Origin of the sequence: Bacteroides acidifaciens, assembly GCF_903181435.1 — a bacterium.
Taxonomy (GTDB): Bacteria; Bacteroidota; Bacteroidia; order Bacteroidales; family Bacteroidaceae; genus Bacteroides.
Genome location: NZ_CAEUHO010000005.1, coordinates 43,226 through 66,341, shown reverse-complemented (window position 1 = coordinate 66,341; position 23,116 = coordinate 43,226). Strand labels below are relative to the sequence as shown.

The window sequence follows — 23,116 nt, the reverse complement described above, 5'->3', positions numbered from 1 at the left end:
TATATCTTTAGAATCTGATTTCAAAACCTGCGGATAATGATTTCATTACAGGATAAGCAGCACCCGTTTTATCTTTTACTTCAGGATCCCACAATTTAAAATTCGAGAAAGTTAACAAGTTAGTACCTCTGACAAAGACACGCGCACCAGAAATGAATATATTCTGCATCCATTTTTTAGGGAATGAATATCCTAATTCAATATTCTTCAGACGCATGAAACTCATATCTCGCAACCACCATGTAGAAGGCTGACTATTGTTAGAGTTGGTTCCATAATCCAAACGAGGATAAAAGACATCCTGACTAGGATTATCAACAGTCCAACGATCATTATAATTAGTGAATATATTATAAGTAGTACCTTTGTTGGAAGCTGGTATAATGTTTCCTGAAAGAATATTCCAACTTCTTCCAATTCCTTGGAATAATACACCAAAATCAAGATCTTTCCATTTCATATTCAGTCCAAAACCATATACAATCTCGGGATCAATAGTACCTCCTATCGGTGATTGGTCAAATGCATCAATCGCTCCATCCTTATTTACATCTACATATTTGATATCACCCGGTCGCACTTTAGCTGTAAAACTTTGTGTTGGAATACCTTCTTTTAATGTTCCTGTTGCCACATCTGCAAAATCATCTTCAGTAAAAAGCCTATCAGCGACATACCCAAACAATTGGTTGACCGGATGCCCTGTTTCAGCTCTATTTGTACCAATTACAGCTTGAGGTTCATCTTTTTCTATTATTTCATTATGAGCATAAGTAAAAGTACCCATTAAACTTATATACAAATTTTTATTAAACTGTTTGTTGACATTCAGTGACAATTCAACACCACGATTAGTTACTTTACCATAATTGCTCCATGGTTTTTTAATAAAGCCGGCTGTTGCCGGAACAGAAGCACGTTCCATAAAAATGTTATGACGTCGTTCTTCGAAAACATCAACCTGTAAGTCAACCAGACCTTTCAATAAACCTAATTCTAAACCTATATTGGCTTTATTTACAATTTCCCATGTTAAATCAGAAACTGCAAATTCTCCTTCTGCCATACCATTTTTTGAATATCCGGACTCTACTCCCCATTTATACAATTTCAAAGTTTCATAATCATCCAAAATAGTAGACAGATAAGCAAAACGACGCCCTGACAAGTTTGCATTACCTGTCTGTCCATAAGAAGCACGTAATTTTAACTTTGAAATAATATTTCTCATTGGCTGCATAAATGATTCTTCAGATACAATCCAACCAATTGCCCCCGATGGGAAAAAACCGTATCGTTTACCTTTAGCAAAATTTTCAGAACCATTATAACCAAAATTAAATTCAGCTATGTATTTTCCACCATAAGTGTAGGAAGCACGTCCTGCCAATCCTTGAGTACGATATGGCAATTTCTCACCTTTATCGTAATTACGGCGATTAAATAAAAGCAAACCGGAAACTGCATGTTTTTCTGCAAATGTATGATCATACATCAGGCTTGCCTCCATATACACACTCTTATTCCCATAATCAGCAGATTTATCATAACCCAAGAAATTACTACCGTTTTGTTTTTTTGTCAAAACAAGTTCTCCTTCTTCATTTCGAGATGTAGCAGCGTTATAATATTCCGGTGTTTTTGAACGTTTCACTGTACCACTTGAATAACGGTCAAAAGAAAACACACCTTTAACTTTTAAACCTGGTGTTATAAACTTCAAATCCTGTTCCAGTGAAAATAACGTTTCTATTTTACTCGCACTTGTACGTTGATAACCACTTTGAGTGGCCATTGCCCAAACATTACCTTCTTCTGTTCCAGCCATTTCTCCTGAAGAATACTGCGCAGGAAATGTAAAAGGAACAGCCCGGAATGCCCGACTAAAAATCAAGCTAACATCTTGAGTAGTAGAATTACGATCCTGTAAATAGCCACCAATATTAAAACGCAATTGAGTGGTTGGAGAAAGTTTTAAATCAACATTTGAACGAACATTATATCGCTGTAATTTGATAGAAGGATCCCATTCTTGCTTCTTGTCTCGTTGCAAGATGCCCTGCTCATTAAAAACTGCTGCAACAAACGAATAGCGCAGACGCTCCGTACCTCCTGAGATATCAACACTCACACGCTGATTAGATGCATTATCTTTAGAAATTGCATCAATCCAATCAACATCCGGATACAAATCAGGATCGTATCCCGAACGAGTCTTTGCGATTCTATCAGCATACATAGGAGACTGTCCGGTATCAATCAAGGCGTCATCCAATACTTGCATATAATCTGCTGCTCCAATATACTCAGGCAATTTAACCGGTTGAGTAAAAGAAAATTCACTCTTTACCACAACACGCGGCTTACCAACCTGCCCACGTTTCGTATTAATAAGCACTACACCATTAGCACCACGCACACCATAAACAGCACTTGCAGCAGCATCCTTCAACACAGAAAAAGATTCAATTTCCTCTGGATCAATATTATTCAAATCACGCTCAATTCCATCCACTAAGACCAAAGGGTCTCCACCTGCTTTCCCAAATGTACTGATACCACGAATCCAAAAGGTAGAGTTATCATAGCCCGGCTCACCGGAACGCTGCACAGCAAGCACACCCGAAACAACACCGGCTAAATTATTGCTCAATGAACGGCTTGTAGAAACTTTCAACTTTTCAGGCGCTAATGTAGTAATAGAACCGACCACAGATTCTTTCTTTTGTGCACCATAAGCAACGACTACAACTTCATCCAACTGACCTACATCCTCTACCATCTGTACGTTAACAACTTTCCGGTTGTCAACAATTTCTTCTTTAGGCACAAAGCCAATATAACGGAAAGAAAGTACTGACTTTCTCATAGGAACAATAATACTATAATTACCATTCATATCTGTTAATGCATGTACTGTAGAATCATTCTTCAAAATGATTGTTACACCAATTAACGGCTCGCCTTTTTCATCTGAAACGTTACCTGTTACCTTTATACCTTTTTGTTGTGTAGCTTGCTGTACTTTAGGAGCTTCTGGTACTGAAATTGTAATTTGTCTTCCCGACATTTTATAATTCAGCCCTGTTTCAGAGAATAATTCTTTCAATACAGCATCTATTTTCTTATTGGAAACTGAAATGGAGACTTTATTATTCAGATTTCTTTGAACATTTGCAGAATAAATAAAAATATACTTACTATGCTTTTCGATATAATCTAAAATATCTTTAACTGTAGCATTCTCATATTGTACAGAGAATAGATCTTCTTCAGAATTCCAACGAATGGAGTTAGCACCGAACGAAGAAAGTGGAATCATAAAAAAGACGTTTATAATGCAAAAAAGCTTAAGTCTTTTCTTTAAGTGTAAAAAAATACTTTTCTTTACCATAAAAATTTCTTTTTAGGTTAACAATTTTGGATTTATTGATTTAACTAAGGAATTAATATCGGGTAAATACGGCAATATTTATCCGATTTTTTTGTGTGTCATAACGGTTGTCTGTTCTTCATAGGCAAGCATATTTAAAAGATTAATTAAAAAGTTATTATTTATTCAAGTATATACTAGTATCACTTTTTTCTATCGTAAATGGCAGTGTCTGCTGAATACATTCAATCACTTCATCTATATCATCTTTCAAATCGAGTTTTCCATACACCTTTTCACTACCCACAACTGGGTCACATTGTATGGATATACCATAATAAATACTTAGTTTCTGGATAATTTGTGACAAATCATTACCATTCAATAGCATAATTCCATCTACCCAACTAATATACTCAGCCACATCCACTTTTTTCTGATAAGCAATCGCCCCGCCAGCTATATTCAACAAATCACATGGAGCTAATTGTGCTTTCTTCTCATTTTTATCTGTAACTTCTACCGCTCCTTCTACCAATACAATATTAGTTGCGTTCCCCTTATAATTGGAAATATTAAACTTCGTACCTAACACCCGCAAGTTAAAATCTTCAGACTCAACAATAAAAGGATGTTTCTTATCATGAGCAACCTCTAAAAAGACCTCTCCTTGAGCGTATATTTTACGAATATCACCCTTAAAACAACGAGGATAAACGACCTTAGACTGAGAGTTCACAATTAAACGAGTTCCATCTGACAACTCTATCCGTGCTCTCTTACCAGGTGGGACAAGTAACTGATTATATTCCTGTTTATCCTTAACTTTTTCCTCTTCCTCTTTAATAACCTGAGAATTCACTGCAACTTTTCCTTCTTTTGAATATTTGATAAAAGCATCTTCATCCAAGTTCAATTGTTTTTTAGCAGTTATGAGAGTCACTTCATCAACAATCTGACTATCCATTCCTTCTGCAATGGCTTGAAGATCAATATCATCATTTATAGTTTGATTCAAAAAATAAATAGTCGAAATACAAATTAAAATAGAAGCGGCAATAGAAGTAGAAGTTATCAGGAAATAGTTTCTTCTACGTCTCATTGCATCTTTTCGTATTTTCAAGCGTGTTTTCTCTATAATGGAAGAAGCATCAATTTTTTCTTGTTTGCAGCTTTCCCAAAAGAATCTTAGTTTCTCACCCTCAGGCATAGTAGTAAAATCATCATCCCCAAGTTTTTCTTGAGAATTCAGTTTACCAAATAATCCAGCAAGGCGAAAGTATTCTTTCAAGTTCATAATCTTTTTAATGTTGTTCTATTATTAAAGACGCAACATCAAAAAAAATCTCCTAGCCTAAAACAAACTTTTTTTTCAAATTCATCAAAAGAGTTACGACAAGCAGAGCAATTTTTCCATAAGGCATCTGATAATCAAATATATAACATAATAATAAATTTATAATTTTCGAGAACGGATATTGAGATTCTCAGCAATTTTTTCTAGAGCAAAAGCTATATGATTATTGATAGTCTTCACAGATATATCCAATAAATTAGCAATTTCTTTATAAGGCAATCCTTCAATTTTTGCTAAAAAAAAGACGTGTTTACATTTAGGCGGTAGTTTTTGGATAGCATCATTTATTTTTTCCATCTCCTCCTTACTTATCATTTCCTCGTCCGGTGATTGAATTGGAGCGAATATAAAGTCTCCTATATCATCAAGTAAGACTTCAGCTTTTCCCGTTTCTTTCCTCAGATAAGAAATAGCCTTCCGGTAAGTTATTGTTTGTATCCAGGCATTCATGTTTTCTATTTCAGTCAAACCACTTCTATTTTTCCAAACCTCATAGAAAACATCACTTACAACCTCCTCAGCCGGTTCCTTTTGACCAATCAGAGCATAAACATAATGATATAAACGTGAAGAATACCATTCCATAAAACGGCAAAAAGCCGTTTCATCACCGTTCATAATTCTGTCTATGTCATTACTTTTAGGTTTCACGGAAGTGTTTTACAGATTATTTCTAATTAACAAAATTGGGTCAAATATAGTAGTATATTAGGAAATATAAAAATAAACACCGAATAAAAAGTTACCAATTATAGAAAAGTTTCTACAATAAATACTATAATACCCGATTACAGGAGTCGCTTACTTAAATAGCGTACCGGATACCAGACGGAAAGGAAGCCAACAGCCAAAACTGTTACAAAGACAAGCACTACATCCCAAGCATGAACACTAACCGGATAGGCGTCCACTACAAAAGTCCCACCACCTCCACCAAGTGATATTATCCCAAACCTCTGCTGAATAAAGCAAAAAATCAGTCCTAAAACAATGCCGGTGACAGCACCAAAAAGAGAAATAAGCCGACCTTCAAATAGAAAGATACGGGAAATAAGTTTGTCGTCAGTTCCAAGGCTACGTAAAGTCTCAACATCATCTTTCTTATCCAAAATCAACATGGAAAGAGAACCGATTACATTGAAACAGGCAATCATTAAGATAAAGGTCAGAAATAAATAGGAAATCAGTTTCTCTATCTCCATAATACGAAAAACATCAGCTTGTTGCTGATAGCGGTTCTGAACTACAAAATCATTACCGAGCATTTTTTCTATTTTAGATTGTACAAATGAAGCATTCGCGTCAGGCTTTAGTTTCAGCTCTATAGCAGATACTTCCGTTGTATAGTCCAGTAATTGACGAAGGAAAGCAAGAGAGGTCAGAATATATTTCCCGTCGTACTCCTGCTGGTTTACTACAAATACGACACCAGGAGAATAAAGATAATCACGATTAAAAGAAGCGCCGGGGTTTGCCATGTTTACTTTGGCATTCCGTTTGGGAAGATAAACCTGGAGAGGATCGACAAATTGCAAGCCTGTACCTAAAGTCGAGACTAACTCTACTCCCATCACTCCATAGTTCACAATTGAGTCATGCAGAAGGAATTCACCGGCGCCATATAGAATACTATCAATGGCAGTCAATTCTTCAAAATTATCCTCTACCCCCTTCAATACAACCATAGCTTGGCGGTCTTTATACTGCACCATCGCATTCTCTTCAAGCGTTTCCGTAAAGACATCAATTTCGGGAAGCGCACAGACTGCACGAATCCGTTCGTCCTGCCCATCAAAGACTTTCCCTTCACGAACAGTGATTTTCAGTTGCGGATCGAATGCGGTAAAGAAACTAGCTACCATATCCTGAAACCCATTAAATACGGAAAGTGTACAAACCAGCGCAAGTGTAGCAAGAGCTACTCCGCACACAGAAATGCCGGATATGACATTAATAGCATTATGCTTCTTTTTTGAGAAAAGATAACGCCGGGCTATATAGAAGGGGAAATTCACCTCTGCTATGAGTTATTTTACTTCAGCAATGAATCAATCTTCTCGATATAATCCAATGAATCGTCTACGAAGAATTTCAGTTCGGGAATAATACGTAATTGATGACGTACACGAGTACCCAATTCATAACGAATGGACTTCATATTGTCATTGATATTCTTCACCATTTCTTCCGCTTTTTCTGACGGAAAAACGCTGAGATACACACGGGCAATACTCATATCAGGACTGATACGCACTGTGCTAACCGATACCAACATACCCGGCATCGCTTTTGTCTGAAGCAGGAATATCTCACTTAGCTCTTTTTGCAACAGACGAGAGATCTTATTCTGTCTTGTTGTTTCCATAAATCTACTCTTTTATTTTTTTCTTATAATTGTTAACCCATCACGCAAGGGTAATATCACTTTCTCCACTCGTTTATCTGCGGCAACAAGATCATTGAAAGCCTTTATTCCAATTGTCTGTGCATCGTTCTTACGAGGCTGTTCCAACACATGACCATCCCATAGTGTATTATCAGCAATAATATATCCACCCTCTGAAAGATGCGTCAACGTCATTTCGTAATATTCGATATACTTACGCTTATCACCATCGATAAAAGCCATATCAAAGATAACACCTAAGTTTGGAACAAGTTCTAAGGCATCACCAATATAAAAACGTATTTTACCTGCATACGGTGATTTCTCCAACCACGGGCGAGTAAAATCCTCTTGCTCATCATTTATCTCGAATGTATGCAATATTCCACCTTCCGGCAGTCCTTCCGCCAGGCAAAGAGCGGAATATCCGCTATACGTTCCGATTTCCAATATCTGACGAGGCCGAACCATCTCTACAAACATTTTCAACATCCGCCCCTGCAAATGCCCGGAAGCCATACGAGGACGGAGCAGCTTTACATGCGTATCCCGGTAAAGTGACTTTAAATAGTCACTTTCGGGATCAATATGTTGCAGAATATATTCGTCAATAGATTCAGTCTCTTGCATAAAATCCAGCTTTTACAGATAACGGTTATTATTAGGCAATACAGTTTCATCCGCATGTTTCAATGCGTCCTCTACTACATTGATTTCCAAGAATGAAGTCTTTGTACCCGCCTTACCACTACTCAAATATCCTACCATGTCAGTTGGCTGCAGGCGTCCTTCTTTCAACAATCGGCGCAATGCAGCGAAATAATATTCCTGTCCGTTTGCCAATTCCGGCATATAGATAGCTTCCACTCCATAAGAAAGAGCCAGATGACGCATCGTTTTTTCCTTATAACAGATAGCCAACACCGGATATTTACCACGGAAAGCAGCCAGATTACGGGCAGTACGCCCACTATAACTATCAGTTATGATAGCACGTATCTTCAATTTAGAAGTAGCTTTCACAGCCTGTTTGGCAAGGAACGCTGTTACATCATTGCTATTCTCATCCAATGGAATACGGATGTCATTATCAGCAAGTTTATCTTTCTCCGCTTGTGCCGCAATCTTGGTCATTGTTTTCACCGCATCCACCGGATACTTACCATAAGCAGTTTCCCCACTCAACATCAAAGCATCTGTACGATAGTAGATTGCATTGGCAATATCAGTCACTTCTGCACGAGTCGGACGAGGATTATTTATCATTGTATGAAGCATTTGAGTGGCAACAATTACCGGCTTCTTGGCAAGGATACATTTCCGAATCAGTACACGCTGGATTCCCGGGATACGTTCTTGTGGAACTTCGATACCCAAATCACCACGGGCAACCATAACGCCATCGGCCACTTCCAAAATTTCATCAATATTATCCACCCCTTCCTGATTCTCTATCTTAGCAATAATCTTGATATCACTATTGTGAGCATCCAGAATTTCACGGATATCGAGTACATCCTGGCGGTTACGCACAAAAGAATGAGCAATAAAATCGATATCCTTCTCGATAGCATAGAGGATATTATTACGGTCTTTCTCCGTCAATGAAGGAAGATTGATACGAACACCCGGCACATTCACGCTTTTGCGGCTGCCCAAAGTAGCTTCGTTCTTCACTTCACAAAGCAGATAATCAGCAGTCTTGTCAATAACTTCCAGTTCAAGGTCACCGTCATCAATCAGAATTGTGCCGCCAATATTCAAGTCATTCACGAAATTAGAATATGAAACGGCAATACACTCACGAGTGGTTTCAAGTTCAGGATTGCCGACAATCTTCACTTTCTCGCCTATCTTATATGGAATCGGTTCAGCATTAGCTGTCGTACGAACCTCCGGTCCCTTTGTATCCATCAGAATCGCAATACGATTGGATACAGTACGCACATTTGCAATCAAAGCTTCAAAGCCTTCACGGCTGGCATGCGCAGTATTCATACGCACCACATTCATTCCAGCTTCAAACAATTGTTTTATAAAATCCACATCGCAACGCCTATCCGAAATGGAAGCCACAATTTTAGTCTGTTTCAATAACATAGTCTTTCTACCTATTTATATATTATACCTTATTTATTCTCTAACAACGCTTCCAAAGCCAAACGATACGAATTCAGCCCGAAGCCACAAATCACTCCCTTGCAAGCACAAGCAATCATAGATACATGCCGGAAAGCCTCCCGGCTATGCACATTAGAAATATGTACCTCTATCACTGGCGCCTTCACCGAGCGAATGGCATCCTGTAATGCAATAGAGGTATGCGTATATGCTCCGGCATTCAGAATAATACCATCTACATCAAACCCTGTCTGCTGAATGCAGTCTATCATTTCACCCTCTATGTTCGATTGAAAATAGTCGATCTCCACGTCAACGTATCTTTTGCGAAGTTCAGCCAGATAATCTTCAAATGTAACGCTTCCGTAAATGGAAGGTTCACGCTTACCCAACAGATTAATATTCGGACCATTAATAATTTGTATCTTCATCGCGCAATCCTGTTTTTTTATACCTTTGTATCCAAAGAACAATATTTCAAGATGCAAAGGTAGAAAAAAGAAATGGAAATCAACGAAAAAAAGCAGAAGAAGGAACAACGGGATGTGATAATCAAGAAGTACCAACAGTATCTCAAACTGGAAAAGTCCCTATCCCCCAACACGCTGGATGCCTATCTCACGGATTTAGACAAATTGATGAGTTTTCTAACGTTAGAAGAGATAGACGTTCTGGACGTATGCCTCGCTGACCTCCAGCGTTTTGCCGCCGGACTGCATGACATCGGCATCCACCCCCGTTCACAAGCCCGCATCTTATCGGGAATCAAATCATTCTTTCGTTTCCTTATCATGTCAGAGTACCTGGAAGCCGATCCCAGCGAGTTGTTGGAAGGACCTAAATTAGGCTTTAAACTTCCCGAAGTGCTGACAATAGAAGAAATCGACCGGATCATCTCCGCCGTTGACCGCAGTAAAGCCGAAGGACAAAGGAACAGAGCCATCCTGGAAACACTATACAGTTGCGGACTCCGCGTTTCGGAACTAGTCAACCTTAAATTATCCGACCTTTATTTCGACGAAGGTTTCATTAAAGTAGAAGGAAAGGGGAGCAAACAGCGCCTTGTCCCTATATCGCCACGAGCAATCAATGAGATAAAGCTTTACATCATGGACCGTAATCAAGTAGAAGTTAAAAAAGGGCATGAGGATTTCGTATTTGTCAGTCAACGAAGAGGCAAAGGACTTTCACGAATTATGATTTTCCACATGATAAAAGAATTAGCGCAAAAGGCAGGTATTACCAAAAACATCAGCCCACACACTTTCCGGCACTCCTTTGCTACTCATTTGCTGGAAGGTGGCGCCAATTTACGCGCCATCCAATGCATGCTTGGACATGAGTCCATAGCAACGACCGAAATATATACGCACATCGACCGTAATATGCTTCGCAGCGAGATTATCGAACATCATCCTCGAAATATCAAGTATCGAAAAGAAAAAGAGTCGTTATTTCATTAAATTATGATAAAATCGGTCCCCTATCTATATATTTATATTAAGAATTAATATCTTTGCGTTACTTTTTCCGTGCTGAACAGAAAGAGATTAGCGAATAGGCGAAATTTCAATTACAAACATTTAATTTATACCTAAAATGACTAAGAAGTTGTACTTGCCTTTACTCATGGCAATGATTGTTGCATTATTCTCTTCTTGCAACAAAAAAATGGGTCCACTGTCAGCTGATTACTTCACTGTTACTCCGCAAGTGCTGGAAGCAGTAGGTGGTAAAGTTCCTGCTACCATCAATGGTAAATTCCCTGAAAAGTATTTCAACAAGAAAGCTGTTGTAGAAGTTACTCCAGTTTTGAGATGGAACGGCGGCGAAGCTAAAGGTCAGCCTGCTACTTTCCAAGGCGAAAAAGTAGAAGGTAACGACCAGTCTATCTCTTACAAGATGGGTGGCAGCTACACTATGAAAACTTCTTTCGACTATGTTCCAGAAATGGCTAAGTCTGAATTGTTCCTCGAATTTAAAGCTACTATTGGTAAGAAAGTGATTACTATTCCTGCTGTAAAAGTAGCTGATGGTGTAATCTCTACTTCCGAATTGGTGAACAATACATTAGGTAACGCAAACCCTGCATTGGGCGAAGACGCTTTCCAACGTATCATCAAAGAAAAGCACGATGCTAACATCATGTTCTTGATCCAACAGGCTAACATCCGTTCCAGCGAGTTGAAAACTGCCAAAGAATTCAACAAAGAAGTTGCTAACGTAAACGAAGCTGCCAACAAGAAGATCAGCAACATCGAAGTGTCTTCATATGCTTCTCCTGATGGTGGTGTAAGCTTGAATACAACTCTTGCTGAAAACCGCGAAAGCAACACAACCAAGATGTTGAACAAAGACCTGAAGAAAGCAAAAATCGAAGCTCCGGTTGACGCTAAATATACTGCACAGGACTGGGAAGGTTTCCAAGAACTGGTTTCTAAATCCAATATCCAGGACAAAGAGTTGATTCTCCGCGTATTGTCAATGTATCAGGATCCTGCACAAAGAGAACAAGAAATCAAAAACATTTCTTCTGTTTACAAGACTTTGGCTGACGAAATCCTTCCTCAGTTACGTCGTTCTCGTTTGACTTTGAACTACGAAATCATCGGTAAGTCTGACGAAGAAATTGCTAAATTGGCTTCTTCTAATCCTTCAGAATTGAATATCGAAGAGTTGCTGTACGCTGCTACACTGACTAACGATCCTGCTAAGCAAGAAGCTATCTATGCTCAAGCAACAAAACAATTCCCGAACGATTACCGTGCTTACAACAACTTGGGTAAATTAGCTTATCAGGCTGGTAACTATGACAAAGCAGAATCTTACTTCAAGAAAGCCGCCAGTGTTAACGCTACTCCTGAGGTTAACATGAACTTAGGTTTGATTGCTTTGATGAAGGGTGACAAAGCTGCTGCAGAAGCATCATTCGGTAAAGCTGCCGGAACTAAAGAACTTGGCGAATCTATGGGTAACCTGTACATCGCTCAAGGTCAATATGAAAGAGCAGTAAACTCATTCGGTGACTCTAAGACTAACAGTGCTGCTTTGGCTCAGATCCTTGCTAAGGACTACAACAAAGCTAAAAATACTTTGGCTAACGTAGAAAGACCGGATGCTTACACTGACTACTTGATGGCTGTTTTGGGTGCTAGAACTAACAACTCTTCTATGGTAATAAGCAGCTTGAAGAGCGCAGTTGCTAAAGATTCTTCATTAGCTAAGAAAGCAGCCACTGACCTGGAATTTGCAAAATACTTCACAAATGCAGATTTCATGAGCATTGCTAAATAATAGAATTACCACTCTATTTTAAATATAAAGAATTGCCTGTCATTATAAATGACGGGCAATTCTTTTTTTTTATCCGTAAAAACCGTACTTTCGCAGAAAAGAAATCAAAACAATGAAAAAGAGCAGCATTTTAATCCTTATAGCCATCTGTTTATTCGGTTGTGGCAAGACTTCCCAAAAAGAGGTGAGCATAACCGGAGAAATCAAAGGATTGGGTACAGATACGCTTTATCTATATGGAATGGACGAGATACGCGACCGTATAGATACTATTTTTGTGAAAGACGACAAGTTCTCTTACTCCAGCCCGATAGATACCATTACGTCTGCTTTTCTTCTCATTAGAAACCAGACTGAATATCCCATATTCCTTGATAAAGGAAATAAAATCAAGATTAAAGGAGACATCAGCAACCCCGAAGTTCTGACTATCGACGGGAATATATACAATCAAGAATTTACAGTTTTCCAGAAAGAACTAAATGAGCTAGGTACTCTGTCAGAACAAGCATTAGAACAAAAAGCGGAGGAATTTATAAAACAGCACCATTCTTCCTTTGTCAGCCTCTACCTTTTAGACAAATACTTTGTCCAAAAGGACTCCCCCGATTTCAATAAGATAAAGAAACTGATTGAAGTCATGACAGGTATATTACAAGATAAGCTTTATATCGAACGACTAAACGAAAGCATCTCACAGGCGGAAAAAACGGAAATTGGCAAATATGCACCGTTCTTCAGCCTTCCCAATGTAAAAGGAGTAAAGATAACCCGTTCATCCGAAGATTTCAAAAAGAAAAATCTGCTAATTAACTTTTGGGCTTCCTGGAATGACAGTGTTTCCAATTACCGCAGTAACAACGAGCTAAAAGAACTCTATAAAAAATATAAGAAGAATAAGTATGTAGGCATGCTTGGCATTTCATTCGACGTAAACAAGGAACAATGGAAAGATGCCATCAAACAGGATACATTGGATTGGGAACAGGTATGTGATTTCGGTGGACTTAACTCAGAAGTTGCCAAACAACACTCCGTCAAACAGTTACCTGCTAATATTCTTTTATCGGCAGATGGCAAAATTCTGGCTAAGAATCTCCGTGGAGAAGAGTTGAAAAAGAAAATCGAGGAAGTCGTTTCCGCAGCAGAAGAAAAAGACAAGAAAGATAGTAAAAAGAAAAAATAACCAGTAACCAAACGTGTTAATAAAAGTATTCGGAGCGGCTGTTCAAGGTATTGACGCAACACTCATCACAATCGAAGTAAACAGCTCGCGTGGCTGTATGTTCTATCTCGTTGGCCTTCCGGATTCTGCGGTCAAGGAAAGCCATCAGCGTATCATTTCCGCACTTCAAGTCAATGGTTACAAGATGCCGACCAGTAACCTGATAGTCAACATGGCACCGGCAGATATCCGTAAAGAAGGTTCAGCCTACGACTTGCCGCTTGCCATCGGTCTGCTGGGCGCAAATGAAACAATATCAGCTGAAAAATTCCCCCGCTACCTGTTAATGGGCGAACTAAGTCTTGACGGAAGCATACAACCCATCAAAGGAGCACTCCCTATCGCCATCAAAGCTCGTGAAGATGGATTTGAAGGATTAATCATCCCGCAACAAAATGCACGGGAAGCTGCTGTCGTCAATCAGTTGAAAGTTTATGGAGTTAGCAATATCAAAGAAGTTATTGAATTCTTCAATGACGAGCGCGAGTTAGAACCGACCATCGTTAATACACGAGAAGAATTCTATGCCCAACAAAGCAACTTTGAATTTGATTTCGCTGATGTAAAAGGGCAGGAGAATGTAAAAAGGGCATTGGAAGTAGCCGCCGCCGGCGGACATAATATAATTATGGTGGGTGCCCCAGGCAGTGGAAAATCAATGATGGCCAAACGGTTGCCATCTATTCTTCCACCACTTTCTTTAGGAGAAAGTCTCGAAACGACCAAAATACACTCTGTAGCCGGAAAATTGAACCGGAACTCTTCATTAATAACCCAACGCCCATTCCAATCTCCCCATCATACAATCTCGCAATCAGCAATGGTGGGAGGGGGAAGTTTTCCTCAACCGGGAGAAATAAGCCTGGCTCATAACGGCATTTTATTTCTAGACGAACTCCCTGAATTTTCAAAAAATGTACTTGAAGTTCTACGTCAGCCACTGGAAGACAGGCGAATCACCATCTCACGTGTAAAAAGCAGTGTAGACTATCCTGCCAGTTTCACATTGGTAGCTTCGATGAATCCTTGCCCTTGCGGATATTACAATCACCCCACGAAAGCTTGCGTATGTAGCCCCGGACAGGTGCAAAAATACTTAAATAAGATTTCCGGACCTTTGCTCGACAGGATTGATATTCAGATTGAAATCATCCCAGTCCCTTTTGATAAAATTTCCGACCAACGAAGAGGAGAGTCCAGCGCATCCATCCGCGAACGGGTCATTAAAGCCCGGCAGATACAGGAGAAGCGTTATACCGGATGCTCCGGCATCTATTGCAATGCACAGATGAATAGCAAGTTACTATCACTATATGCCCGCCCGGATGACAAGGGACTCGCCTTACTGAAGAATGCAATGGAACGGCTCAATCTCTCTGCCCGCGCATACGACCGAATACTAAAGGTGGCACGGACTATTGCAGATTTAGAGGAAAGCGAACAAATACTTCCCTCCCATTTGGCAGAAGCCATAAGTTATCGGAACTTGGACAGGGAGAACTGGGCAGGATAGAGAGCCTCCTTCCGCTCCATCTTGTAAAAGTAAGATACTACACCATTTGTGTACTATAATTACCTCAAACTCGAGAGATACCACACAAAGAAAAACGTTCTCGCAAAAATAATTACAGTTTAGTACACAAATGTATGGTACATTTATAATAGACTTTTGAGCAGTTTATTATAAACGGTATCCAGGTTTATTATAAACTCTCAAATTGTAAATTCGACCTTATCGTCCATCTTTTACAACAAAAAAGGCTACGAATTTTGTGGAATTCGCAGCCATAGCCTATATCAGTTCCTCTATCTTCTAGTATAGCCCAAGAAGACAGAGGACAATTATCACTATATTATACTACTTATATATTCATTTTATCTAATTTTTTCATTCATTTATTATCAAACAGAAATCTATTTCCTTGAACTATAAAGATACGATATTAAAATGCATTTGTCAAGTCCTTGACAGGTTTCAGCTCGAAAAACAAAAGAGGAAAGTGCCCGAAAAGGATTTCCCCTTCATTATTCCCCGTTCATCTATACTCTTATTTCCAGCAAATAGACTGCAAGAACCACGCCTTATTATCATCGTTCAACCCTTGGTGTTTCAGAACTTCCGGAAAATCATTATAACTTTTCCAAAAATCGGAAACCAAAGAAGATATTTTTTCTGGTGCATAAGTTACCGCCTCTCTAAGGCTTCCCATCTTACCAAATTCTTCTTTAAAGCAAATATATGAATCACGATATTTCAACTGCTCCATCGATTTGGCAACTCGTCTCGATGCACCCAATAAACCGTTCATATCAGCCGTTTCCACAGGATAAACTATTTTAATGACCTTTTCCTGTTCGCAAGACAAAACCGGCAAATCAACAAAAAGGGCAAACTCTTCACCCAAGTATTCGTATTTTGCAGGTTGTCCGTTCACTGTAACAGATTGTGGAACAAGTGATGAAAGCACCTTCACTTTAAATGAACGCGAAACAGGCATATTTTTATATTGTCCTTCACGCTTGCCGATAACAATTGTTTGTTCCTGTCCCTGGCAGGAAGCTGCCAGTTTAGTCACAGCATATTCTGACGCATAATTCTTATCGTTTCCATTATCCTCGTAGAAACTAAAGGAAGACGTCCCATTTCCACCGGGAAATACGGTAATTACAACTTCTTCGTCATTGCCATTCAAGTTCATCACTTTGCTTGTGTACATTGGCAATACAGCGCCTGCTTTTACATAAATCGGATATTCGTCGATAGCAAAAGGACGCTCTACAATCTGACCGCCTTTCAGCAAAGTACCGGTATGCAGTTCATACCACTCCCCTTCGGGCAACCATGCACGCACCTGTACATAACCATCCTTTGCCGGAGCCGTAGCGGGAGCAACCAAAACATCATCTCCAAACATATATTCACTGCGGAATTCATAAGCTTCTTTACTTTCCGGATAGTCATAGTACATCGGCCGGCAAAGTGACAACCCTTCATCATACCCTTTACGAGCCATTGTGTAAATATACGGAGCCATCTCATAACGCTGCCGGATTGTCCTACGAAGAATATCACAATACTCTTTGTTAAACACCCACGGCTCCTTATTCAAACCGGCACTCTTTTGCGAGTGCGTACGCATAATCGGACTTAGAGCTCCGAATTGCAACCAGCGAGTATACATTTCCGGATCGATACTTTCACCGATATGTCCGCCCAAGTCATGGCTCCAATAGCCATACAATACATTGGATGCCGTAGAATTGAAATAAGGCTGAAAATCCAATGATTTCCATGACACAACCGCATCACCTGAAAAACCAACTTGATAGCGGTGATTTCCCAAACCTCCCCAGCGATGGTACAACATCGGACGCGTATCCCTGTTCTTTTCCATTTGGCTGAAGAATGCGTAATTGATCCACCAAGTATTACTCAAATTCTTCACTTTCGGGTCATATATCCCTTGCTGCCAATCCAACCACCAGAAATCAACTCCGTCTTTCTCCATTGGAGTCAATACATTCTTGAACATATTCTTAATAAACTTCTTATCTGAGTTTATCCATGGAATCGTTTGTTTGGACTGAGGGTCAACTCCCATGTCCTTTGCCAATCCAGGATATTTCTCTTCATAAGAAGCCACTCCATCTGCCGGATGCAGGTTGAGGGTTATTTTCACGTCATTTTGTTTGAGGTATCCGAGGAATCCTTTCGGATCCGGAAACAAGTCCCTGTTCCAGGTCCAACCGGTCCAGCCGCCTTTTCCTTGTTCCGTATAGTGCCAATCCATATCTACCACCAATACATCCAAAGGGATCTGATACGTATGGAAATTATCAATCAGATTGCGGAATTCCTTATCAGAGTACAACCAATAGCGCGACCACCAGTAACCAAACGCATAGCGGGGCGGCAACGGCACTTTTCCGGCAAAAAGGGTATAATCTTTCAGAGCCGCTTTATAATCATGTCCGTAAGCCATGAAATACCAGTCCTGCCCACCATTAGCCGGACGCTCTTTCACCCAATTCCAATCCTTATCATCATCAAACAGAATCCCTTGTGAATCATCAATGAACGTCCAGCCATCCGTAGCCAGCAGGCCATCTTCCAGTTTCAGTTTGTCACCCTTCTTTGTATCAGCCACCCAAGTCTGTGTCTGCGTATCACCATCCATGCCATCCAATGTACGATAAGTACCTTTCAAGTTACCCTTCTGTTGCATACCGGGTTTCCAGGAAAAAGGCAGCATTTCTTTAGCAGCGGTGATGATTAAGTTCTTATCTGTAAACTGTCCACTGTTTTTCTTATAACGCATCTTCATCTTAGAAGTCGTTATTTCAACCCATCCTCCTCTTGTTTTTAACTTGTAATCTACTTGAGGATACAGACGATTGATAGCGATATGAGACTTGCTATCTACAAATTTCCCATCCGGAGCATATTCCAAGCGGAGCGCTCCATCGGAGATGACTGTGAACCTCACGTTATCATCCGTATATGCGATATTCCGTTGTGTATTTTGTGCTTGCAATACAAATAGAAAACTTTGTAAAATACAGAGCAAAACCAGCAGTAATTTCTTTTTCATAACATTTTTAAAACCTATAAATTTAAAATTCGAGAACAAAATTAGGATAATTGCAGCTATATAGTTGCAATTATCCTATACCAATTACTTATTATTCTTGAAAACAGGCGCTTCCGCCTTTACAACCGGACCGTCCCCTACGAGATAAGGCCATCCGTTGTCATCCCAATACACTCTATCAAGCAAGACTACGCGACCCAAAGATGGATCGGAAGTGCGGTAAGCGTGATAGATTATCCAATCTTTACCTTCATCATCTTGTACTATTTCAGCATTGTGTCCTGTACCTAGGAATGCATCATTCTTATGTATCAACACCTCATGTTTGTTATCGTTCATCTTTTCGCCTGCCTTATTTACATAAGGACCGAAAAGATTTGTAGAACGGCATACTACCGTCTGATAAGTACTATTCGCACCTTCACAACAAGTACCGGTAGAGCAGAATAAGTAATAATAATCGCCTCTTTTCAATATATATGATCCCTCGTAAGCATTGGTGTTTCCGGTATTGGCAGCAACTTGTATCTTTGTTGCTTTCGCATTCTCTATTCCACCTTTCAGCGAAAGACCATCCTCGCTCAGTTCAACTCCCCAAATGCCATACCAACTTCCCCAAAATAGATACTTCTTGCCGTTATCTTCGATATAGAAAGGGTCGATACTGTTGTGCACGCCAATTTCATTGCTCCGGAATAACTTACCTTGATCAGTAAACGGTCCTTCCGGTCTATCCGAAACAGAAACTCCAATACCACAAGTTTCTCCACCGCCCCATTTGGACAAAGAGTAGTACATTACATATTTACCATCAATATAGTTGATATCCGGTGCCCAAATACCAGCATCCGGCTCCCATGACGGTTTTTTATCATCCTCATAAGCACCATTTACATAAGTCCAATGTACCAGGTCCTTGGACTTATGTATCCAGGTATTACCTCCCGTAGCGTACAGATAGAAATATCCATCCTCTGCCTTTATCACTGTCGGGTCCGGATTGTCGGAGTCTATAACCGGATTTGAATACCACACTTTGTCTACCAACGGTGTTTGCACCGTTTCACCTTTCTGCTTGTCGCTATTACCGCACCCCCAAGTGAATAGGGAAATCATTCCAAGCGCGATTATATTTTGCATATACATAAGTTTTGAGTTTTTCTTGTTAATTGTTACTATTCTATTCCAAATCTAGCTTTAACTCCACACCGGGACCCAATATAATATCGATCTTAGAGGTCTTTGATGCCTTAGCTGCTTCGGAAGTGATTGGTGCACCGTCTGCCTGAAACGCTTCTAATGTAATGCTCAGTTGAGCTTCCTTTCCATCCAATCCAAAAGTTCTCATATATTCCATTATCTGCCGATTGGTAAAAAGCAGTTCACGCACTCCGTCATAAGTCAATATGCTCTTATCCTCTATTTCCAGCGTTTCGGCCGTCCCTTCATATTTCAAAGTTATGACATATTTCGATGCCGTATCCATATCCAGCCAACGGTAGACGAAGGCAACTCCATCAATATTCTCCTGCACAATTTGTACATAGTAATTTTCTGACTCTACTTCCACTCTCGGTACACGCGGCTGCGGTTCACCCACACTTTCTACGTCACCGCAGGCTCCCAACACAACTATATTGGCAAGCAAATAGATTATAATAAACAGTTTTTTCATGATTTTCATATTTTAATAAACTCATTATGAAGATTACTCGACAGGGTCCAGATATATCTTCATTTGGTCAAGGTCTACTGTCAAGGTATATTTACCGTCTGATGCAACGCTCCATTTCAAGTCGCCACCATTGTCCTGGTATCTTGCTTCCCCAAGTTCATGTTCTGCAACCGGATTAGCTGCCGCATGAGGAGCAAAGAAAAATTTACCACCCCAGTCAAGTTCCACTGAAAGTTTGAATTCATTGCTACCATCATTATAATAGAAATTACCAGTATAGGTCCAAAGCTCCGGATGGCGTGGGTCCTTACTTTGTAGAGCTCCTTTCTCTTTAGCAACTCCCAAATCCCAACCTACCTCGCAGGAATTACCGACAATCCAAATACCATCCTTCGGCAAAGGATACAAACTGACTATGTTAACATCAAATACGTTCAGATCAACCACCATTGTATATGTACCGCTCTTTGTATTCTCCAGCATCTCATAATCACCTTCTTCCGTTACATACTGCAAAGAGTTATCTCCATTTTCGCCTTTCATGTAACATGGATAATCCGATTCCGCACTAAGCGCAAAGAAGTACTTGCATGGTTTCAACTCTGCCTGTGATTGGTAGATTCCCGAACCGACAACTTTTTCCGTCATTCTCCGAACCGTTCTTTCTCCGGCATCATCTACCATTACCATATAAATCGCAGTAGCATTCTTATCATACCCGACCACATCCAATTGTGTTTTCGACAATTCCGGTTTCAAATACTGAGCAGACGAATTCACTTGAGCGATTACCTCTGCCTCAATAGTAACTTTATCTCCGGGAAGTATGCTCCAAGAAGCCAAAATATCATTCAGCTCATTATGCGTGAAGCTAATAGAGCGTTCTCCAGCTTCAATTTCATACAAGCTAGTGACATTGGAGTGTAAGTCCGCCATATACATTCTAAAGAAATAAGCAATACTGGCGTCAGCACCACCACGCTGTGCTGCAGCATTCCACGTAAAAGTAACCGCAGTCTCGTTCTCCTTCTCTTTCTCCAAAGTAAGGTCAGCAGAAGAAGCCTTTAATAGCATCTGGTCTGCAGGCGTTTCCAGTGTGTAGTACTCCGGATCTTTATTACAGCTCGCTACTATCGATGCCAGAAAGAGCAAGCATATTAATTTCATTATCTTATTCATAATCATGCTTTTCATTTAATTAATTCCAGAAAGGAGCCTGAACAAGGTTAGGATTCTTATTTATCTCCTCGAAATATACCGGCATCCAATACATTGCCTTTTTCCATACACGCGTTTGGAATACAGTTCTCTTATAGAACTCATTACTGTTCGTTCCACCATAATTCATGCCATAGTCATCTCCACACATTTCAGGAAGACTCTCAACGATTCTCCAACGGCGGATATCCGACCAGCGTGAGCCTTCGCAACAAAGTTCAACACGCCGTTCCATACGAACTACCTCACGTACTGCCAGCTGATTGTCATCTACATGAATATATTTAGGGTCATCCAATGAAACAGTATTTAATGTATACTGCCGCACACCTGCACGTTCACGCACCTTATTTACATATTTCAATGCTTCCTCACGGGATACTTTATTATCATAAGCCTCATTGATTGCTTCGGCATAATCAAGGAAAGAAGCTGATAAACGGTACAAGAACATTTGCCGCCATTTATAACTGCCATTCTTCGGATTATCCTGAGGATATACTTTTTTACGAACCAAATAACCATTTTGAGGAGCATCGTGTGTGTAATCGTTATCTTTTTGGTTCTTAAAGAACTCATATTTACGTCCGGCTAAGGCATACCAAGAACCATTATAACTTACTGTTGTATAGAAACGCGGTTCACGGTTGCAATACATATTATAAGTCCCTTCTGCAGTCACTTCTCCCTTTTGTCCTGTTCCACCTGTCCACTCAGTGGCTCTTGTCTCTTTTTCTGAAGAAAAACCTTCTTCCACATATTTTGCATTGTTATTCGTTATCGGAAGCCCGTTCTTCATAAAGAAAGCATCTACCAGCCCTTGATATACTCCCAAACCATTTCCTCCACCATACTCCTTAGTCACAGCCTTATTGGTATAGAACTGATAACTTTGATAAGCATCCTGCTTTGTGTAAGGGAATAAAATTTCCTTATTTCCATCCTGAAACTTGGTAAACCAAACATTTTCAAGCGAAATGAAAGGGTCAATCTCTCCTTCTGCATTATATTCCACATACAAACGGTAACCAGCCTGTTCTGCCTCATCAAGCAAAAGTTTACATGCCTCAGCAGCCTTGACCCATTTTTCCTGACTGTAAGTAGAATTAAACAGTTCTTCTCCCTCCTTATTCTTATGCCCGATGTACCACTCATTACCATTCACAAGCGGACTGGCAGCAAACAATAACATTTTTGCACGAATAGTCAGACACATAACGGAAGTAATACGACCATATTTCTCTACACTTTGCCATACGGGCGGCAGTTGCTTTGCCGCTTCCAGCATTTCATTATCCAAATGGCTGACAATCTCGTCAAACGGTCTCTGTCCCACCATTAAGTCCGAAAGAGTAAAGTCAGTAGGAGCAATGTAATTGGGTCTAAAAGGAATCGGTCCATAAGTCTCCAACAATTGCCACCAATAATAAGCTGCAAGGAAACGCGCTTCCGCTTTCATATAATCCACTTCTTTCTGTGGCAAATCGGCCTCAGGCAATGCATGCACCCGCTCAATAAATATGTAAGCCTGGCGTATTTTCCGAGGAAGACCATCCCAGAAATTACCTGCCCATTGCGTATTAGGCGTCCATCCACCAAGAATCTTAGTGATATTAGGCCAGTCCCACTGTTGCCAGCGTGCGGAAGCAGTCAGGTCATCCGCAAATACTTCCCATCCATATGTATTCAACCAATCATTTCCCGGATTAGGAATACGACTGTATACATTAGCCAGCCAAGATTCTACCTTTGTCTTATTTTCAAAGACCATGTCTATATTAATCTCCGTATCCGGTTCTTTGTCAAGATACGTACAAGAACCCAACGATACGATGCCTATCAATCCGGCAACTATATATTTTCTTAATTTCATGA

The 23,116-nt window shown here is 40.0% G+C and carries 17 protein-coding genes; 4 read left to right on the top strand and 13 right to left on the bottom strand.

Annotated features, from left to right (window positions below; translation table 11 throughout):
• Window positions 1–7: 7 nt before the first annotated feature.
• The 8 genes from CLIN57ABFB40_RS17465 to aroQ all read right to left on the bottom strand — a co-directional run bounded on the left by CLIN57ABFB40_RS17465 (window position 8) and on the right by aroQ (window position 9,668).
• Window positions 8–3,394: a TonB-dependent receptor gene (locus CLIN57ABFB40_RS17465; RefSeq protein WP_175631287.1), complete on the bottom strand. Its 3,387-nt coding sequence runs from the start codon at window positions 3,392–3,394 to the stop codon at window positions 8–10.
• A gap of 157 nt (window positions 3,395–3,551) precedes the next feature.
• A complete protein-coding gene (locus tag CLIN57ABFB40_RS17460; RefSeq protein WP_175631286.1) occupies window positions 3,552–4,670 on the bottom strand; it encodes a FecR family protein in 1,119 nt (372 codons plus the stop codon).
• A 159-nt stretch (window positions 4,671–4,829) separates the two neighbouring features.
• Complete coding sequence (locus tag CLIN57ABFB40_RS17455; RefSeq protein ID WP_410489616.1) at window positions 4,830–5,348, bottom strand: RNA polymerase sigma factor; 519 nt, start codon at window positions 5,346–5,348, stop codon at window positions 4,830–4,832.
• A gap of 170 nt (window positions 5,349–5,518) precedes the next feature.
• Window positions 5,519–6,745 carry an FtsX-like permease family protein gene (locus CLIN57ABFB40_RS17450; protein ID WP_175631284.1) on the bottom strand — a complete coding sequence of 409 codons (1,227 nt, stop codon included), beginning with the start codon at window positions 6,743–6,745 and terminating at the stop codon, window positions 5,519–5,521.
• Between the two features lie 17 nt (window positions 6,746–6,762).
• Window positions 6,763–7,095: a 30S ribosome-binding factor RbfA gene (rbfA, locus tag CLIN57ABFB40_RS17445; protein WP_024987975.1), complete on the bottom strand. Its 333-nt coding sequence runs from the start codon at window positions 7,093–7,095 to the stop codon at window positions 6,763–6,765.
• A 12-nt stretch (window positions 7,096–7,107) separates the two neighbouring features.
• Complete coding sequence (locus CLIN57ABFB40_RS17440) at window positions 7,108–7,746, bottom strand: O-methyltransferase (RefSeq protein ID WP_175631283.1); 639 nt, start codon at window positions 7,744–7,746, stop codon at window positions 7,108–7,110.
• A gap of 12 nt (window positions 7,747–7,758) precedes the next feature.
• Window positions 7,759–9,216, bottom strand: coding sequence for a pyruvate kinase (gene pyk / locus CLIN57ABFB40_RS17435; RefSeq protein WP_175631282.1), 1,458 nt, complete (start codon window positions 9,214–9,216; stop codon window positions 7,759–7,761).
• A 29-nt stretch (window positions 9,217–9,245) separates the two neighbouring features.
• Complete coding sequence (gene aroQ, locus CLIN57ABFB40_RS17430) at window positions 9,246–9,668, bottom strand: type II 3-dehydroquinate dehydratase (protein ID WP_175631281.1); 423 nt, start codon at window positions 9,666–9,668, stop codon at window positions 9,246–9,248.
• Between the two features lie 72 nt (window positions 9,669–9,740).
• Between aroQ and xerD the strand changes: the two genes are divergently transcribed.
• The 4 genes from xerD (at window position 9,741) to CLIN57ABFB40_RS17410 (ending at window position 15,269) form a co-directional block, all read left to right on the top strand.
• Window positions 9,741–10,700, top strand: coding sequence for a site-specific tyrosine recombinase XerD (xerD, locus tag CLIN57ABFB40_RS17425; RefSeq protein WP_175631280.1), 960 nt, complete (start codon window positions 9,741–9,743; stop codon window positions 10,698–10,700).
• Window positions 10,701–10,836: 136 nt separating this feature from the next.
• Entirely contained in the window at window positions 10,837–12,531 is a 1,695-nt protein-coding gene (locus CLIN57ABFB40_RS17420; RefSeq protein ID WP_175631279.1) for a tetratricopeptide repeat protein, read from the top strand.
• A gap of 112 nt (window positions 12,532–12,643) precedes the next feature.
• A complete protein-coding gene (locus tag CLIN57ABFB40_RS17415) occupies window positions 12,644–13,717 on the top strand; it encodes a DUF4369 domain-containing protein (RefSeq protein WP_175631278.1) in 1,074 nt (357 codons plus the stop codon).
• A gap of 13 nt (window positions 13,718–13,730) precedes the next feature.
• Window positions 13,731–15,269, top strand: coding sequence for a YifB family Mg chelatase-like AAA ATPase (locus CLIN57ABFB40_RS17410; protein WP_175631277.1), 1,539 nt, complete (start codon window positions 13,731–13,733; stop codon window positions 15,267–15,269).
• A gap of 535 nt (window positions 15,270–15,804) precedes the next feature.
• Here the strand turns inward: CLIN57ABFB40_RS17410 and CLIN57ABFB40_RS17405 are convergent.
• From CLIN57ABFB40_RS17405 to CLIN57ABFB40_RS17385, 5 genes are all read right to left on the bottom strand, one after another.
• Window positions 15,805–18,348, bottom strand: a complete 2,544-nt coding sequence (locus CLIN57ABFB40_RS17405; RefSeq protein WP_175631276.1) for a glycoside hydrolase family 31 protein — start codon at window positions 18,346–18,348, stop codon at window positions 15,805–15,807.
• Window positions 18,349–18,432: 84 nt separating this feature from the next.
• A complete protein-coding gene (locus tag CLIN57ABFB40_RS17400; protein WP_175631275.1) occupies window positions 18,433–19,494 on the bottom strand; it encodes a family 43 glycosylhydrolase in 1,062 nt (353 codons plus the stop codon).
• Between the two features lie 34 nt (window positions 19,495–19,528).
• Window positions 19,529–20,032, bottom strand: a complete 504-nt coding sequence (locus tag CLIN57ABFB40_RS17395; RefSeq protein ID WP_175631274.1) for a hypothetical protein — start codon at window positions 20,030–20,032, stop codon at window positions 19,529–19,531.
• A gap of 24 nt (window positions 20,033–20,056) precedes the next feature.
• Window positions 20,057–21,202 carry a SusE domain-containing protein gene (locus tag CLIN57ABFB40_RS17390; RefSeq protein WP_175631273.1) on the bottom strand — a complete coding sequence of 382 codons (1,146 nt, stop codon included), beginning with the start codon at window positions 21,200–21,202 and terminating at the stop codon, window positions 20,057–20,059.
• A gap of 19 nt (window positions 21,203–21,221) precedes the next feature.
• Window positions 21,222–23,114, bottom strand: a complete 1,893-nt coding sequence (locus CLIN57ABFB40_RS17385; RefSeq protein ID WP_175631272.1) for a RagB/SusD family nutrient uptake outer membrane protein — start codon at window positions 23,112–23,114, stop codon at window positions 21,222–21,224.
• Window positions 23,115–23,116: the final 2 nt, after the last annotated feature.